Annotated in this window: 16 protein-coding genes; 2 read left to right on the top strand and 14 right to left on the bottom strand. The window is 61.5% G+C overall.

The window, feature by feature from the left end; genetic code table 11:
• Nucleotide 1: 1 nt before the first annotated feature.
• From pcaC to pobA, 3 genes are read right to left on the bottom strand one after another with little or no spacing between them, the layout of a single operon-like run.
• Nucleotides 2-412: a 4-carboxymuconolactone decarboxylase gene (gene pcaC / locus OA90_RS18630; RefSeq protein ID WP_068415544.1), complete on the bottom strand. Its 411-nt coding sequence runs from the start codon at nucleotides 410-412 to the stop codon at nucleotides 2-4.
• Nucleotides 396-1,196 (bottom strand): 3-oxoadipate enol-lactonase, encoded by an 801-nt coding sequence (gene pcaD / locus OA90_RS18625; protein ID WP_068415538.1) that lies wholly within the window; start codon nucleotides 1,194-1,196, stop codon nucleotides 396-398. The genes pcaC and pcaD overlap by 17 nt, the downstream gene beginning before the upstream one ends.
• The gene (gene pobA, locus OA90_RS18620; protein ID WP_068415537.1) at nucleotides 1,196-2,365 is read right to left on the bottom strand and encodes a 4-hydroxybenzoate 3-monooxygenase; all 1,170 of its coding nucleotides are present in this window, start codon (nucleotides 2,363-2,365) and stop codon (nucleotides 1,196-1,198) included. Before pobA ends, pcaD begins: the two co-directional genes overlap by 1 nt.
• 101 nt (nucleotides 2,366-2,466) lie before the next feature.
• Between pobA and pcaQ the strand changes: the two genes are divergently transcribed.
• Nucleotides 2,467-3,387: a pca operon transcription factor PcaQ gene (gene pcaQ / locus OA90_RS18615; RefSeq protein WP_068415531.1), complete on the top strand. Its 921-nt coding sequence runs from the start codon at nucleotides 2,467-2,469 to the stop codon at nucleotides 3,385-3,387.
• On the opposite strand, the gene OA90_RS18610 is transcribed toward pcaQ, so the two are convergent.
• Genes OA90_RS18610 through OA90_RS18590 form a run of 5 tightly spaced genes read right to left on the bottom strand, consistent with a single transcriptional unit; the run spans nucleotide 3,377 to nucleotide 8,517 of the window.
• On the bottom strand, nucleotides 3,377-4,372 hold the full coding sequence (locus OA90_RS18610) for a glucokinase (RefSeq protein ID WP_068415529.1): 996 nt from the start codon (nucleotides 4,370-4,372) through the stop codon (nucleotides 3,377-3,379). The genes pcaQ and OA90_RS18610 overlap by 11 nt on opposite strands.
• Complete coding sequence (locus OA90_RS18605; protein WP_068415526.1) at nucleotides 4,369-5,484, bottom strand: ATP-binding cassette domain-containing protein; 1,116 nt, start codon at nucleotides 5,482-5,484, stop codon at nucleotides 4,369-4,371. The genes OA90_RS18610 and OA90_RS18605 overlap by 4 nt, the downstream gene beginning before the upstream one ends.
• Nucleotides 5,485-5,519: 35 nt before the next feature.
• Nucleotides 5,520-6,359: a carbohydrate ABC transporter permease gene (locus OA90_RS18600; protein WP_068415523.1), complete on the bottom strand. Its 840-nt coding sequence runs from the start codon at nucleotides 6,357-6,359 to the stop codon at nucleotides 5,520-5,522.
• The gene (locus OA90_RS18595) at nucleotides 6,356-7,216 is read right to left on the bottom strand and encodes a sugar ABC transporter permease (RefSeq protein WP_244274672.1); all 861 of its coding nucleotides are present in this window, start codon (nucleotides 7,214-7,216) and stop codon (nucleotides 6,356-6,358) included. Before OA90_RS18595 ends, OA90_RS18600 begins: the two co-directional genes overlap by 4 nt.
• A gap of 53 nt (nucleotides 7,217-7,269) precedes the next feature.
• Nucleotides 7,270-8,517: an extracellular solute-binding protein gene (locus OA90_RS18590; RefSeq protein ID WP_068415516.1), complete on the bottom strand. Its 1,248-nt coding sequence runs from the start codon at nucleotides 8,515-8,517 to the stop codon at nucleotides 7,270-7,272.
• A 93-nt stretch (nucleotides 8,518-8,610) separates the two neighbouring features.
• On the opposite strand from OA90_RS18590, the gene OA90_RS18585 reads away from it, so the two are divergent.
• A complete protein-coding gene (locus OA90_RS18585) occupies nucleotides 8,611-9,828 on the top strand; it encodes an ROK family protein (RefSeq protein ID WP_068415514.1) in 1,218 nt (405 codons plus the stop codon).
• Nucleotides 9,829-9,853: 25 nt separating this feature from the next.
• Here OA90_RS18585 and OA90_RS18580 read toward each other — a convergent pair whose 3' ends face one another.
• The 6 genes from OA90_RS18580 to ugpC are packed head-to-tail and all read right to left on the bottom strand — an operon-like array spanning nucleotide 9,854 to nucleotide 16,598.
• On the bottom strand, nucleotides 9,854-10,909 hold the full coding sequence (locus OA90_RS18580; RefSeq protein ID WP_068415512.1) for a sugar phosphate isomerase/epimerase: 1,056 nt from the start codon (nucleotides 10,907-10,909) through the stop codon (nucleotides 9,854-9,856).
• Between the two features lie 37 nt (nucleotides 10,910-10,946).
• On the bottom strand, nucleotides 10,947-12,542 hold the full coding sequence (locus OA90_RS18575; protein ID WP_068415506.1) for a glycoside hydrolase family 43 protein: 1,596 nt from the start codon (nucleotides 12,540-12,542) through the stop codon (nucleotides 10,947-10,949).
• Nucleotides 12,539-13,585 carry an L-glyceraldehyde 3-phosphate reductase gene (gene mgrA / locus OA90_RS18570; protein WP_068415502.1) on the bottom strand — a complete coding sequence of 349 codons (1,047 nt, stop codon included), beginning with the start codon at nucleotides 13,583-13,585 and terminating at the stop codon, nucleotides 12,539-12,541. The genes OA90_RS18575 and mgrA overlap by 4 nt, the downstream gene beginning before the upstream one ends.
• Before the next feature lie 13 nt (nucleotides 13,586-13,598).
• On the bottom strand, nucleotides 13,599-14,720 hold the full coding sequence (locus tag OA90_RS18565; RefSeq protein ID WP_068415499.1) for a Gfo/Idh/MocA family oxidoreductase: 1,122 nt from the start codon (nucleotides 14,718-14,720) through the stop codon (nucleotides 13,599-13,601).
• A gap of 9 nt (nucleotides 14,721-14,729) precedes the next feature.
• On the bottom strand, nucleotides 14,730-15,479 hold the full coding sequence (locus OA90_RS18560) for a sugar phosphate isomerase/epimerase (protein WP_208986189.1): 750 nt from the start codon (nucleotides 15,477-15,479) through the stop codon (nucleotides 14,730-14,732).
• Between the two features lie 30 nt (nucleotides 15,480-15,509).
• Entirely contained in the window at nucleotides 15,510-16,598 is a 1,089-nt protein-coding gene (gene ugpC, locus OA90_RS18555) for a sn-glycerol-3-phosphate ABC transporter ATP-binding protein UgpC (protein WP_068415496.1), read from the bottom strand.
• Nucleotides 16,599-16,600: the final 2 nt, after the last annotated feature.

Here is a 16,600-nt window from a genome sequence, read left to right as displayed (position 1 = left end):
GTTACGTCCTCCCGTTTGGCTTCTCCGCCAGATGGCCGTTTTCTTCCATCTCCGCATAGGTTTCCTTGGCAAGCTTGAGCGCCTGATTGGCGCGCGGAACGCCTGCGTAGATGGCGACATGCTGAAAGGCCTCGAGCACGTCCTGCTTGCTTGCGCCGGTGCGGGCTGTGGCGCGGATATGCATGGGAATTTCCTCGAAATTACCGAGCGCCGCGAGCAGCGCGAGGGTCAGCATCGAGCGTTCCCGGTGCCCGATGCCGTCCGAGGCCCACACAGTTCCCCACGCCCCTTCGGTGATCAGCGTCTGAAACGGTTCGTCAAACGCAGTCTTGGCGGCCTCCGCACGCGCGACGTGGTCGTCTCCTAACACCGAACGTCTGACGTCCATGCCGCTTTCATATCGTTGAGACATGGAGATCCTCCTTGAAGAATGTCATGAGATGGCCGGCGAATTGATGTGGCTGCTCGACGCAGGGCAAATGGCCGGCGGTCTCGATTTCAACATAGCGGCTTCCGGCAACCAGAGCTGCCGTGTTCCGCACCAGCTCCGGTGGACTGGCAAGATCGTCTGCGCCGCCGATGCCGATGACGGGCAAGCCGAGTTTCGCCGTGGAGGCTGTCAGATCCGTTCCGGCGATGGCTTCGCAGCAGCCGGTATATCCCTCGACCGGCGTACGCGTCAGCATGTGCCGCCAGGCCAGGCATTCGTCGCTCCGCCGGAAGTCTTCGCAAAACCAGCGCTCGAGAATGGCGTCGGCAAGCGCATCGATCCCACCGGCGCGGATGCGCGAGATCCGCTCCTGCCACATGGCCGCCTCGCCCATCTTCGCACCCGTATTCGACAGCACCAGACCCTGGATCAGGGACGGCCGCCTGCTGGTCAGAAGCTGTCCGATCATGCCGCCGATGGAGAGCCCGACGAATATGCACGAATGCACGCCGGCGTGCTCAAGGAGTTCGTGCGTATCCTCGACAAGGCCGTCCATGGAATAGGGTCCGGGCGGGCAGGACGACAGCCCGTGGCCGCGCTTGTCATAGCGGATCAGCCGCAGGCCCTGTTTCGGCAACAGCGCAATCACCTTGTCCCAGAGCCGAAGGTCTGTCCCGAGCGAATTCGAGAAGACGACGGGCACCCCTTCCGGGTCTCCGTCTTCGCGCCAGTGAATGTCCGCGGAGGAAAGCCTTGCGATCTTCATCAGTAGGGCAACCCGACATAGTTCTGCGCGAACCACTTCTGCGCCGTTTCGTGATAGTGGAGAGACTGGATCTCCGCGCGCTGCATCTTCAGGTCGAAGTCCGACTGATCCGGGAACCTGTGCAGCATATTGGTGGTCGCCCAGCTGAAGCGTTCGGCTTTCCAGACGCGGGCCAGCGCCTTTTCCGAATAGCTGTCAATGCCCTCGCTGTCCTTGTCCAGGTAGTATCGGACAAGTCCTTCGTTGAGATAATGCACGTCCGAAGCGGCGGTGTTCAGGCCCTTGGCGCCGGTCGGCGGCACGATGTGGGCCGCATCGCCGCACAGAAACAGGCGGCCCCAGCGCATCGGTTCGCTGACGAAGGAGCGCAAGGGCGCTATCGACTTCTCGATGGACGGGCCGGTGACCAGCCTGTCGGCAACAGCTTCCGGGATCCTTCGTTTCAACTCGTCCCAGAACGCCTCGTCGCTCCAGTCCTCGACCTTGTCGGTCAGCGCGCATTGAACATAGTAGCGCGAGAGATGGTCGTTGCGCATCGAGCAGAGCGCGAAGCCGCGGCTGGAATTCGCATAGATCAGTTCGTCATTGACAGGGGGCGTTTCGGACAGGATTCCCAGCCAGCCGAAGGGGAAGACCTTCTCGTATTCCTTGCGGACGGTTTCGGGGATCGTCTGACGGCTGACACCATGGAAGCCGTCGCAGCCGGCCACGAAATCGCAATCGATCCGCTGGTCCCGGCCGTCCGCCCTGAAGGTCACATAGGGCGCATCGCCATCCACATCGCGGATCTGAACGCCCTCGACCTCGAAAATCGTCTTGCCGTTGGCGGCTTCCCTGGCGTCATAGAGGTCGTGGGTGACTTCCGTTTGCCCGTAGACGACGACGTTCTGTCCGATCAGTTTCTTGAAGTTGATTTCGAACAGTTCGTTCTCGTAGGAAATACAGGTGCCGTGATGGACGAAGCATTCCTTGTCCATCCTGTCGGCGACGCCCGCTTCACGCATCATGTTGACAAGGCCTGTTTCCAGAATGCCTGCCCGGATGCGTCGCAGCACATAGTCGCGTGTCTTGCGCTCCAGAACGACGGTCTCGATGCCCTTGCGATGCAGCAGCTGTCCGAGCAACAGCCCGGACGGACCTCCACCCACGATGACGACCTGTGTCCGCATGTATGTCTCCCTGTGTTGGGATTATATTGAATGTCCGAAAAAGAGAAGTAAAATGAGAAATGAAGCCATTTTGTTTCTAAAAAGGGAAACTAATAGTCCCAGTGATCGATCGTCGTATCAAGTTCCGCCATATCCAGTGTTTCGTTGAAATTGCCCGTGAGCGCAGTCTGAAGCTGGCGGCGGACAAGCTCAACCTGACGCAGCCGGCCATTTCGAAAACCCTCAAGGAACTTGAGGAGATCATCGGGGCCACCTTGATGACGCGCAACAGGGCGGGCATCGCGCTGACGAAGCAGGGAAAGGTCTTCCTGCATTTCGCACAGATCTCCCTGGCCAGCCTGCAGCAGGGGCTGGATGGCGTCGAAAAGGAAGGTGAACACGCCCGTCCCACGCTCAAGGTGGGCGCCCTTCCGAGCGTCGCGGCCAGTTTCATGCCTTCGGTCGTACGCGAATTTTCGGAGATGGCGCCCAATGTCATGCTGCAGATCATGGATGGTCCGCATGGATATCTGATCGAGCGGTTGAAACTGGGAGAGCTGGATGTGGTCATCGGCCGTCTTGGACAGCCGGCGGCGATGGAGGGAATGTCCTTCACCCAGCTTTATTCCGAACGGGTCGATCTGGTGGTCCGCGCCGGCCATCCGTTGCTCAAGGCACCCGATATCAAGAGGATCGTCGACTGGCCCGTGATCTACCCGCCGGAGGGATCCGCGATCCGCCCGCTGGTCGAGCGCCTGATGATCGCCAGCGGCGTCGGCGAAATCCCCAACAAGATCGAGACCGTTTCCGGCGCATTCGGCCGTGTTTACACCCGCAGGACGGACGCGGTCTGGGTGATTTCCTCCGGTGTGGTTCTCAATGAGACGGCGGACGGCCATCTGGTCCGTCCGCCCTTCGATACCGGTATCACCAAGGGCCCGGTCGGCCTGATGGCCCGGCCGGACAGCCAGCCCGGAGCGGGCGAACAGGTCTTCCGCCTCGCGGTGCAGGCTGTGATCGACGAACTCGGACTCAAATCGTGACTTCTGGCAGCTTTTGAACCCTGTCCCGCCGAGGCATTCTGGACGCGCAGCCGGCAAGCGCGGCAAAATCGTCTTCCAGCAAACTGACCGGAACCCCGGAGACGAGTTGGCTCTGGCGACCTTTCGAACATAGGGCCGTCAGGAATTCGGGTTCGCTCAGGAAGTGCGACAGGCTGCGTGTGACGCCGCCCGTCAGCACGACGCCGCCGAGCGACATGAAAGATAGGATCAGGTCGCCGACGACCCGGCCGAGGAAGGTGGCCCATTGCCGGGCGGCGGCCAGGCAGACCGCGTCCGTTCCGGTAATGGCAAGATCGGCTATGCCCGCCGGGCTGTGGGCCGCGATCAGCTGGCCGCGCTCGAGACAGTGCCATTCATAGATCTCGCGCAGGCCGCTGCCGGACAACGCCCGCTCGATGGAGGCCCGCCCGCGGTTGACGGCCAGATACGACCACAGCCGCAGTTCCGCCTCGCTTTCGACCGCCAGCGTGCCGTGTCCGCATTCTCCCGTTCCCACGTGAATTCCGCTCGCGGTCGGGAACAGCGAGGTCGCGTTGAACCCGGTTCCGGCGCCCACCACCAGCCGGGTGGCATTGCTGCGCAATTGTCGTTTCGGCGTGTGAATGGGGGTCAGCCGGGCCGGGTCGATGCTGTCCAGAGAATAGGCAAGCGCCTCGAAGTCGTTGAGGAAAGTGACCTCCGCACCGTCCAGGACCTTGCCGATACGGCCGGCATCGCAGGTCCACGGGTGGTTGGTCATCCTGACCGTCGTTCCGTCAATGGGAGCGGCGATGGCGATGATGGCGGAACCGCAGGCCGGGTGTCCGGTGCCGGACAGATAGCTGCCGATCGCCTCCTCCGGAGTATCGAAATCCGCATTCCGGAAACGGACGATCGTCTCTTCGAGCACCCGGCCGTTGTCAACGAGGGCCAGCCGGGTATTGGTGCCACCGATATCGGCGGCGAGCCCTTGGAATGTGCTCATAGACGGGTTCCCGACGAAACATCGAAATAGGAGATTTTGGAAAGATCGAAGGCGATGGGGGTCACCTGGCCGGCAGCGACCGGCGTATCGGCCGACAGGCGCGCGATGGCCTCGGTGCCGCCCAGGTGGACGACCGCGTAGGTGTCCGCACCCGCCGGTTCGACAACGTCGAGCACGCAGTCCGCCACCTGGACGCTTCGGCCGTCCGCTCTGGCCTGGTCTGTCATGGCCTCCGGCCGCAGGCCGATCAGCACCTCCGCCGGCCCTGCCGGGAGGCGGTCCGGGGCGGTGTCGTAGTCCGTGAGTTCGATCGTGGAGCCTTGCGGCGCGGGTATCTCCAGCCGGATGCCGTCCGCTTGCCGGGTCACCGTTCCCTTCATGAGGTTCATGGAAGGCGCCCCCATGAAATCCGCGACAAAGGCATTCACCGGCCGGTTGTATATCTCGTTCGGTGTGCCGATCTGCTGAATGACACCATCTTTCATGACGACAATCCGCGTCGCCAGGGTCATTGCCTCGATCTGGTCATGGGTGACATAGACGAACGAGGCGCCGGTGGTCTGGTGAATGCGCTTGATTTCCGTGCGCATGCTTACGCGCAGCTTCGCATCGAGGTTGGAGAGCGGTTCGTCGAACAGAAACAGTTCGGGATCGCGGACCAGAGCCCTGCCCATGGCGACCCGCTGCCGCTGGCCGCCGGAAAGCTCGGCCGGCTTGCGCTGCAGCAGGTGTTCGATCTTCAACAGCTTCGCGACGTCGGCAACCTTGCTTTTCTTTTCGCGTTCAGGAACCTTCCGCACCTCCAGTCCGAAGCCGATGTTGCGCTCGACGCTCATGTTTGGGAAGAGCGCATAGGACTGGAAAACCATGGCGATGTCACGGTCTGCGGGCTCCGCGTGCGTCCGGTCGCGGCCCGCAATGGTGATGGAACCGGACGAAATGCCGGTCAGTCCGGAGATACAGTTCAGCAAGGTGGACTTGCCGCAGCCGGACGGCCCGACCAGCACCAGGAATTCTCCCGGATCCATGCTGATGGCTATATCCTTCAGGATCGGCACATCGCCGTAGGTCTTTTGCAGCTTGTCTATGCAAAGGATGGGGTTTTCCGGCATGACGGCTTGTCGTTCCTTGTTTTTCGAGCGCCAGATCAGCCCTTGACGGACCCGGCCACCAGTCCCGAGACGATGAATTTCTGAAAGGCGATTGCCAGGATGGCCGGCGGCAGGGTGGCCATCACCCCGACCGAGGCGATAACGCCGTAGTCGGTGACACGGCCGGCGGCGAAATCCGCGATCGCGACGGGCAGCGTCTTGGCGGAGAGGTCGTTGGTGAAGATCAGCGCATAGAAGAACTCGTCCCAGGCAACCAGAAAGGAGAGCATGGCGGTTGCCGCAATCGCGGGCAGCGCGAGCGGCAGCACGACCTTGCGGAGCGTGAAGGCGGTACTGGCGCCTTCCATAAGCGCCGCCTGCTCGACCTCGACCGGAAGCACGTCGATATTCGCCTTCATGAGCCAGATGGCGAAGGGAAGCAGCATGGCCGCGTAGACGATCACCAGCGTGACGGTCTTGTTGAGTAGCCCGAGGCTGCTGAAAGCCGAGTAGAGCGGCAGGATATAGGTGATCGGCGGCATCATGATTGTCGCAAGAAAGGCAAAGAGCAGCACCATGGAGGCCTTGCGCCTGGAAAAGGAATAGGCGGCGGGAATTGCGACCAGCAACGCGATGGCAGTGGCACCTCCCGCGGTCAGGATCGAGTTCCTGAGCGCGCTCAGAAAGTGTCTGCCGCTGCCATCCGCGACATCCAGCAGGGCACCGTAGCGGCTGAAATCCAGGTCGGACGGGATCCAGCGCAGGGGCACTTCAGTAAGATCCGTCGGCATGCTGACGCTCATCACGGCCAGCCACAGCAGCGGGCCTGCCGTGAAGACCGCCAGCATCAGGGCGCACAGATAGACAAGGACAGACTGGAGAAGGGACCGTCTCATGCGGTGCCTCCCGCGGCCTGGCGTTTTGCCGCACTGTAGTAGACGAGGATCAGCACGGCGCTGATGCCGGCCACCAGCACCGCGTAGGAGGCGCCGCTGCCGCTTCGGAGATAGTTGAAATATTCCTGATAGATGAAGAAGCTCGCCGTCTTGGTGCTGTCCGCCGGACCGCCACTGGTCATGACATAGATGATGTCGAACACCCGGAAGGCCTCGATGGTTCTGAGTACCATCACGACCAGCAGCGGTCCGGCAATCCAAGGCAGCGTGATCGAGCGGAAGCGTTTCCAGGGGCTGGCGCCTTCGATGGCGGCGGCCTTGAGAAGATCGTCGGGCACCGTCTGCAGGGCGGCCAGCGCCACATAGGCGACCAGCGGAAAGTTCTTCCACACATCGGCCAGGATGACCATGTTCATGGCCGTCGACGGATCGCCGATCCAGCTTCTGTAATCACTGATCAGGCCGAGTTGGTAAAGCAGGGAATTGAGGGCGCCATAGTCCGGCTGGTAGATCAGGCGCCAGGCGACCGCGTTGACGATTGTCGGCACGGCCCAGGGCAGGATGATGAGGGCACGCAGCACCAGACGTCCCCGGAAGGGCTGGTTCAGAAGCACGGCCACGGCAATTCCCAGAACGCCTTCAAGACCCACCGACACGATCGTGAAGTAAAGCGTGCGGTAGAGAGCGGCCTGAAAATCCGGGTCCGTGAGCGCATAGATGTAGTTTTCCAGCCCGATGAAATGGACCGGGGCGGCAATCGCGGTGATACGGGTGTCGGTGAAACTCAGCCAGAGCGTATTGGCCAGCGGGACCATTGTGATCAGCGCGAGCACGAACATGGCCGGCGCCAAAAGCATCCATTTTTCCTGTTTTTGGCGTCGACCAAGCATGGGCAGATCTCCTGTCGGTTTTACCGGATGCGTTTCACGCGCTCGGCAGCCGCTTCCAGGGCTTCATCCGCACTGGTCTGGTTGAGCAGAACCTTGTGGATGTTCTTCTGAAGGATGTCGGAAACCTCTGTATAGGAGGGAACGAGCGGACGCGGATACATGACGGCGATGGATTCCCTGGCCGCCGCGATCAGGTCTTCCTGACCTTCCATGACCTTGGGCTCGCTGTAGGACGCCTTCCAGATAGGCAGGCTGAGCTTGGCATAGTCGTCCTGGATGTCCTTCTGTGTCAGGAAGGAAATATAGGCCCATGCCTCGTCCGCATGCGGGCTGTTGGCCGGGATGCCGAGACCCATGGAGCCGTTGACGCTCGAGGCGGTGGACTTGCCCTCGACACCAGGTGCCGAGACAACCTTTACCTTGCCGGCGACCTTGCTTTCCTTCGGATCGTTGGCCAGCGCGTTCATGTAGGTCCAGTTCAGGGCAAAGGCGGCTTCCCCGTTCGAGAACACCCGACGGACATCTTCCTCGAAATATTCGCGCGAGGCCGGATTCGTCAGGCCCTCGTCCAGCGTCGCCTTCATGAAGGCGACCGCATCCCTGGCGCCGCCGGTGGTGAAGGCGGGTTCGCCCGCATCGAAGAACTTTCCGTCATTTGCGGCCGTCAGGGTGGTGAAGTCGCAGATCATCGCCTCGGACTGAGACCAGCTCCACACGAGCGGATATTCGACAAGCCCCTTTTCCTTGATCTGACGGGCCTGGGTCATGAGCTCGGTCCAGGTTTTCGGCGGCTGGGAGATGCCGGCCTCCGCCAGGATTTCCGTGTTGTAGAAAAGATATTTCGTATCGAGGATCCAGGGCATGCCGTAACGCTTGCCTTCATACTCGACTGTCGTCCAGGCCCCCTCGAAAACCTCGTCGGTGTATTCGGCGGGAATGCGGTCGCTCACATCGGTCAGGAAACCGCCCGTCGCGAATTCCGCCGGCCAGATAACGTCGAACAGGACCACGTCATAGCCGTCGTCACCAGCGCCGGCAGCGGCGATGATCTTGTCGTGCAGGGCCTCGTAGGGAACGAATTCCAGGGACACCTTGACGCCAGGATTGGCGGCTTCGAACTGGGCGGTCATCGACTTGATGTCGTCTTCACTGTAGGCCGCCTGGCTCATGAAAAGTGCATTCAATGTGGTATCGGCCATGGCAGTCGACGCCATGGCAAGGGTGGCAAGCGCCGACCCCAAAACAAGTTTCTTAATCGCTTTCATCATGCCCTCCGGTTTTTATATTGAGCAAAGTCATCTTATGGTGGATTTTTATTTTGTCAAATTGATATAAAAAATAATTTCTGATCTATTGGCTCCATGAACGACACCTCGCCGATTCCCAACTCCTTCCGTACGAGCGGTACGAATCTCACGCGCGCCAAGAGCCACAATCACCGTGTCGTCCTGGAGGTCATCAGAACGAGGGGCCCTATCGGACGCACGGAAATATCTGAAATCACGTCACTTTCCCGGCAGACGGTGCAGAACATCGTAGCAGAGCTGGAAAGCGGCGGCATCGTCGTCATGCATGCCAGAAAGGCCTCCGGACGCGGGCATCCGGGCATGAAGGTGCAGCTCAGGCCGGACCATGCCTACAGTCTCGGCTTTCATGTCGACCGGCTCTCGGTACGGGCGATTGTCTGCGATCTTCTCGGCAATATCGTGTGGCAGGCCGCCGGCCATCTGTCCGCCGCCACGGTTGCGGCCGCCAATGAGCAGATACTGTCCCTGGCCGGCGATTTTCGGCGGGACGATCCCGCAAGATCGCGGCGGCTGTTCGGCGTGGGACTTGCCGCACCGGGGCCGTTCGGGAGCGCCGGAGCCACCGGTCAGGGGACCGACGCAACCAATTTTTCCGAATTCGGGTCTCCGGAAAACCTGGCCCTGCTGCAGCAGGCCCTTCAACTGCCTTTCGTGCTGCAGAACGACGCCTCGGCCGCCGCTCTGGGAGAGCACGTCTATGGCATTGGCCGGAACTTCAACAGCTTTGCCTTCATCCAGTTCGGCATGGGCCTGGGGGCGGGCTTCGTGCTCAACGGCGCGCTCTATCCCGGTGGGACGAAGAACGCCGGTGAAATCGGTCATGTCATCGTCAATCCGGACGGGCCGGCATGTGCCTGCGGCAACAGGGGCTGTCTGGAAAAGTATCTGTCGCTCAATGCCCTGTGCGAGAGGCTTGCCCTGGAGCCGACGGATCCCGCCTCCGTTGCGCGGATCGAGGACCTGTTCGACAGGGGAGAACCGCAGGTCTTCGACTGGATGTCCGACGTTGCCCCGTTCGTGCGCCAGCTCGTTAACATGCTCGAGATGATGCTCGACCCGGAAGCGATCATCCTCGGCGGTATTGTCAAGCCGGAAGTTCTGCGCGCGCTCCTGGAGCGCGCCGCGCCACTGCCGTCGCGTATAGATGCCCGGAGTTCGGACGACGCGCGGATCAGGATCGGCACCTCGGGGGCGACGGCGGTCGCGCTCGGTGCAACCGCCGCTGCGGTGGATGCGCTTTACGCTCCCTCGGTTTCGCACCTCCTGCTCTGAGGGCCGGAGATCGCTCCGGTCGCGATCACAACCCGAGCATCGTGTGGATCTGTTTCTTGTCGATGCCGCCGCCCGCGAAATCGTCGAAGGCCTTGTCGGTGACTTCGATGATGTGGTTGGCGATGAACGGAGCGCCTTCCGCGGCCCCCTGTTGGGGCGATTTCAGGCAGCACTCCCATTCCAGCACGGCCCAGCTGTCATAGCCGTGTTGCGCCAGTTTGGAGAAGATGCCGGAGAAGTCCACGTGACCGTCGCCGAGGGAGCGGAACCGGCCGGCGCGGTTGATCCAGCTCTGATAGCCTGAATAGACCCCCTGGCGGCCGTCCGGATTGAACTCCGCATCCTTCACGTGATAGGCGCAGATGCGCTCGTGATAGATGTCGATGAAGGCGAGATAATCCATCTGCTGCAGCAGAAAATGCGAGGGATCGTAGTTGATCTGGCAGCGACTGTGTTCGCCGAGCGCCTCGAGGAACATCTCGAAGGTGGCCCCGTCGAACACGTCCTCGCCGGGGTGGATCTCGTAGCCGACGTCGACACCGTGTTCGTCATAGACATCGAGGATCGGCTTCCAGCGTTTCGCAAGCTCCGAGAAGGCTTCTTCGATGAGTCCGTCCGGCCGTTGCGGCCAGGGATAAAGATATGGGAATGCCAGCGATCCGGTGAAGCTGACGGAGGCGTCGAGGCCGAGGAAACGGCTGGCGACGGCCGCCTTCTTCATCTGGTCGACGGCCCATTCCTGGCGGGCTTTCGGGTTGCCGTGAACCTGCGCCGGGGCAAAGGCATCGAAGGAAAGATCGTAGGCCGGGTGAACCGCTACGAGCTGGCCCTGCAAATGGGTGGAAAGTTCGGTAATCTCGACGCCGGCATCTGCGCAAACGCCCTTGATCTCGTCGCAATAGGTCCGGCTTTCGGCTGCCTTGTCGAGATCGAAAAGGCGGCTGTCGAAGGTCGGGATCTGGATCCCCTTGTACCCGAGGTCCGCCGCCCATTTCGCAATCGCGGGCAGCGTGTTGAACGGAGCCTCGTCTCCGGCGAACTGGGCGAGGAAAATTGCAGGTCCCTTGATCATTCCAGCCATGAATGCCTCCCTTTCATTTCGTTGAAGCGACTTTGCGTCACATTCCCTCTGGTGCATATGAGAAACGGCTGAAGTCGGCGGTCTTGCCGAGGCCGGTCGTGTCGAAGGCGAGCATGCCGGTAAAGGCGCCCGTGAACGATCCGTGTTCGCCGCGCCCGCCTTCGTCGGATATCACACTTGCATCGAGCTCCGGTCCGAAGGGTTGCCAGTCGCCGCCCTGTTTCCAGAAAAACTGCTGGCGCGCCCTGTCGACCTCGACGGCAAGCTCGATCGGGCCATCTGCGATCGCCACCGGATCAGCCGGAAAGCTGAGCCGTCCGTCCGGCCAGTTGCCCGGACAGGAGAGCAGCGTCAGGCAGCGGCCGAGGCGTTCATTCCAGCTCACGGCAAGGAAATGAAACTTGTGCCGGTTGTAGTAGGTCGTCAGGCCCGCCGCCTGTTGGTAGGTGGTCGGGTCGAAGGCGGTCAGCGTTGTCTCCACGCGGTAGCAAAGATGCTCCTGGCGCCGGGCGACAAGGGATTGCTCGTACCAGCTTCCGACGCTTTCCCGCCCGGTCAGGCGCAGCGCCGATCCCGTCAGGGTGAACAGTCGCTCGGGATAGGGCGTCCGCAGCCACTGGAATTCCTTCGGCAATGTTTTGCCGCTGAACTCCCTGTCGATCCGGTGCGGTGGCCGCGGGACGGCATCTCCCGGACCGGGCACGTCTAGCTGCGGCAGGGGGCCGCCCTCGCAAAGATACAGCCAGCCGTCATCGCGCCATTCGCATTTCTGGATCGCCGTCTCGCGCCCGAGCGGCGAAAACCGGCCCGGCAAGGGGCGGGAACACAGATGGGTGTGATAGACCTGACCGTCCGGCGTTTCTACGATCTGGCCATGACCTGCCCGCTGCAGGGCGCAGTTCGGAGCGTCCTTCGCGGTGATCACGAAAGTGTCCGGATGAATGTCGTAAGGTCCGTCGATCGACCGTGACCGGGCCATGGTGACCGCATGGCCGTATCCGGTACCGCCTTCGGCGACGGTCAGATAGTACCAGCCGTCGCGTTTGTGAAGATGCGGGCCTTCTGTAAGCCCGTGGGCGCTGCCGGAAAAGATCTTTTTCGGCGTGCCGACGAGCCCGCCGGTTTCCGACCATTCCTGCAGCAGGATCCCATCGAAGGCCGGATGGCGCGGATGCCCGCCTATGGAGTTGGAAATATGGTTCCACTGGAGAACCAGAAACCATTTGCGCCCGTCGTCGTCGTGGAAGAGCGACGGATCGAACCCGTGTGACGAAACATGGATCGGGTCGCTCCACGGTCCTTCGATGGAGGGAGCGCTCACGATGTAGTTGTGCGCGTCCTTGAAATTTCCGTCCAGCCGCTTCACGTCCGTATAGACCAGCCAGAACCGTCCATCCGCATGGCTGAGGCACGGTGCCCAGATGCCTCCGCTGTCCGGATTGCCGCGCATGTCAAGCTGGCTTGCGCGGTTGAGCGGACGGCAGGTGAGATCCCAGTTCACCAGATCTTTCGAGCGGTGGATCTGGACTCCCGGATACCATTCGAAGGTCGAGGTGGCGATGAAATACTCATCGCCCGCCCGGCAGATGGAAGGGTCCGGGTTGAAGCCCGGCAGGATGGGGTTGCGGATCATTTACGCTGGGGTCCCTTGCGCTCTGAAGATGCGGCCCACAGGTTGACATCCGCCTCGCGGGTCTTTGCCTCGATCTCCTGGAGTTCGGCGTCGGTAAAGTCCAGATTTTCGATGCAGGCGACGCAATCCCTGACCTGCTCCGCCCTGCTGGCGCCGATCAGCGCCGTGGTGACCCGGCCGTGCCGCAGAACCCAGGCAAGCGCCATCTGGGCCAGGGTCTGGCCGCGGTTCGCCGCGATGTCGTTCAGCGCCCGGATGGTTGCCAGGTTGTCCTCGCTCAGGAAGCCGGTTTGCAGGGACTTGCCCTGGGCCGCCCGGCTGTCTTCGGGAATGCCTTTCAGATACTTGTTCGTCAGCATGCCCTGCGCGAGCGGCGTGAAGGCGATGGAGCCGATGCCCAGGTCGTCCAGCGTATCGAGCAGGCCGTCTTCCTCCACCCAGCGGTTGATCATGGAGTAGCTGGGCTGGTGGATCAGGCACGGGGTGCCCAGCTCCTTCAGGATGGCGACGGCTTCGCGGGTGCGCTTCGAGTTGTAGGACGAGATGCCGGCATAAAGCGCCCGTCCGGAGCGCACGATATGGTCGAGCGCCCCCATGGTTTCTTCCAGCGGCGTGTCGGGGTCGTAGCGGTGGGAATAGAAGATGTCGACATAGTCGAGCCCCATCCGCTTCAGCGACTGGTCGCAGGAGGCGATCAGATATTTGCGGCTGCCCCATTCCCCGTAGGGGCCGGGCCACATGCCGTAACCGGCCTTGGACGAGATGATCATCTCGTCGCGGTAAGGCGCGAAATCGGTTCTCAGCAACTCGCCGAACGCTTGCTCCGCGGCGCCCGGTCTCGGGCCGTAGTTGTTGGCCAGATCGAAATGCGTGATGCCGAGATCGAACGCGGTACGGGCGATCTCGCGCTTGCGCTCATGTGGCGTGTCGTCACCGAAATTGTGCCACAGGCCGAGCGAGATCGCGGGTAGTTTCAGGCCCGAGTTGCCGCACCGGCGGTATTCCATCTTGTCGTAACGCGATTGCGCGGCTGTCCAGGTCATGAAGTGCTCCAGTTCAGGCCAGAAGGCCTTGTGCAGCCTGCGGACCGAGAGCCTCCGGCCGGCTGCAGGTTGTGTTGATGTCGATGAACCGCCCGCTTTCGCCCGAGGCGAGGATCGACGTCATCACGTCGACGACATGCAGGGCAAATTCAAGCGAGCAGCGGTGCGGTCGGTCTTCCAGAATGGCGAGCGCCATATCCGCAAGTCCGGCCGTCCGGTAATTTGCATGGGTTCGGTCGTTGCTCTTCGAGAACGGGTGCCTCCAAGCCTCGGTAATATTAACGAAGCTTCCCTTCTCTGTCATGCGGACTTCGCCGCCGAAGAAATTCGGGTCCGGAACATGCAATGTGCCATCCCGTCCGTAAAGTTCCATGTTGGAGTGCCCATGCTGCCAGACATCCCAGGAGGCGCAATAGGTGATCTGTGCGCCTGAATGGAATTCCATCACCGCGTGGATGGTGGTCGGTGTCTCCACCTTGATCTTTTCGCCGGAGCGCGGCTGGGACGTGATGGTCCGCTCCTCCGATCCGGAGGAACTCATGGCGGTGACCCGTTTCACAGGTCCGAGAAGCTGCACCAGGTTGGACACATAATAAGGCCCGAGATCGAGGATCGGGCCGCCACCGGCCTGGAAGAAGAAGTCCGGGTTCGGATGCCACATTTCCATGCCCGGGCTCTGAACGAAACAGGTTCCTGACGTCACCTTGCCGATGGCGTCGCTGTCGATCAGATGCCGGGCGAGCTGATGCGATCCGCCCAGGAACGTGTCCGGCGCCGAACCGACTCTGAGCCCCTTGGTCTCCGCGATGGCCGCGAGAGCTTGGCCCTGTTCGACGCTCAGGACGAAGGGCTTTTCGGAATAGACGTGCTTGCCCGCTTCCAGAACCTGTTTCGAAACGTCGAAATGGGCAGCCGGAACGGTCAGGTTGACGATGATGTCGATGTCGTCAGCGGCCAGCAGGCCGTCAACCGTTTCCGCACGAAGCCCGAACTCTTCCGCGCGGGCCTTCGCCGCCGCGTCGTTGATGTCCGCGCAGGCGCGCACCTCGATCCCCCGGAAAAGGGGCGAAAGGCGCATGTAGGCAGCGGAAATATTGCCGCATCCGAGGATGCCGATCCCAAGTGTCTTGCTCATGGTCTGTCCTTAATAGGTGCGAAAGGCGTCGATGGAACGGCTTGCGAAACGGTCGAAGTCGGACGGCTTGTCGTGTTCCATGACAAACAGATTGGCGCCGGCGCTGCGCACCGCGGCCATGATGGCCTTCCAGTCAAGCGTGCCCTGTCCCACATCCGCCCAGCCGTCTTCGTCAAGACATTCGCCTTCCGGAGCGATATCCTTCACATGAACCGTGGTGATACGGTCCGCATGGCGGTCGATCCACTCAAGCGGATCCTGCCCGCCCCGGACAATCCAGGCGATGTCGGCTTCCCACTCGATGGTTGGGGCCGCGGTGAGCAGAATGTCCATCGGCAACCGGCCGTCCGCGCATGGGGCGAATTCAAAGGCATGATTGTGCCAGCCGAAACGCAATCCGGCATCGCGCACCTTCGCGCCGATGGCTTCAAGGCGTTCGCCGATCGATTGCCACATGACCGCGTCCGACACGCGCTGCTCCGGCGGCACGGCCGGCACGAACAGGCGGCGCATACCCAGCGTCCCGGCCGTGTCGATGACCTTGTTGAAGTCGGTTTCGAACTGTTCCATGGGAAAGAAATGTCCGGACGGCATGGTCAGACCATTGGCGTCGAGGAGCTTCTTGAACCCCGCCGCGTCCTCGTAGTTGCCGCCGAAACCCTCGACCTGGGTATAGCCGAGCTGCGCGAGCCGTTCGAGAACCGGGCCCCAGGGAGCGAATTCACGCGCGGAATAGAGCTGGAAGGAGATATCCATCATGCATGTCCTGAATGTGCTGGAACCCGCGGCTTAAAGCCGGTTTTCCGTGGTTTTGTCGAAAAGATTGGCACGTGCCGGATCGAACCCGATCGCTATGCTGTCGCCGGAGGCGATGGCGGCCTGACCGTCGAGGCGAATCCAAAGTGAATGGCCCTCCGCGGTCACACGGGCAAGGGTATCCGAGCCGAGCGGCTCCACGAGATTGACCTGTCCGTTCATACGGATGGGCGCATTCCCGGCATCGGCTCCGCTGAGCATATGTTCCGGCCGGATACCGAACCATGCCGTGCCGGGCGCCGGGCTACCGGCATCAAACTCGTATCCTTCAAGGGTGAAGGACAGGTCGCCCGTGGTGAAGCGCAACTGGTCGCCGCCTTCGATCGCACCGTCAAAGAAGTTCATGGTCGGCGAGCCGATGAAATCGGCCACGTATTTGCTGGCCGGTTTGTTGTAGATTTCGTGAGGTGTGTCGAGCTGCAGGATCTGCCCGCCACGCATGATCGCGATCCGGTCGGCAAGCGTCATGGCCTCGATCTGGTCGTGGGTGACGTAGATCATGGTGTTCTGGAGCTGCTGGTGAAGCTGCTTGATCTCGACCCTCAGGTCCGCGCGCAACTTGGCATCCAGATTCGACAGCGGTTCATCGAACAGGAACACGTTCACATCCCGGACAAGGGCCCGGCCGATCGCCGCGCGCTGCCTTTGGCCACCCGACAGGGCCGCCGGCTTGCGTTTCAGAAGCGGTTCGATCTGCAGGATCTTGGCCGCCCTGTTGACGCGTTCCTCGATTTCAGCCTTCGGCAGGCCCGCGTTTTTCAGCCCGAAACTGAGATTGCCGGCAACCGTCATCTGCGGATAAAGCGCATAACTTTGAAATACCATGCCGATGCCGCGCTGAGACGGCTCTTCCCAGGTGACGTTTCGACCGCCGATGAAGATCTGCCCGTCGGTGATGTCCAGCAGGCCGGCAATGCAATTGAGCAACGTGGATTTGCCGCAGCCGGAAGATCCCAGAAGCACGAGAAATTCACCTTGCCCGACTTCGAGGTTCAGGTCTTTCAGGACCTTCAGGTTGCCGAAACTCAGGGCAAGGTTCTTGATGGAGATACTTGGTTCCATGG

This window comes from Labrenzia sp. OB1 (assembly GCF_001624695.1).
Classification (GTDB): domain Bacteria; phylum Pseudomonadota; class Alphaproteobacteria; order Rhizobiales; family Stappiaceae; genus Roseibium.
Note: the sequence above shows the minus strand (reverse complement) of the source record. Positions and strands in the feature narration are given on the sequence as shown.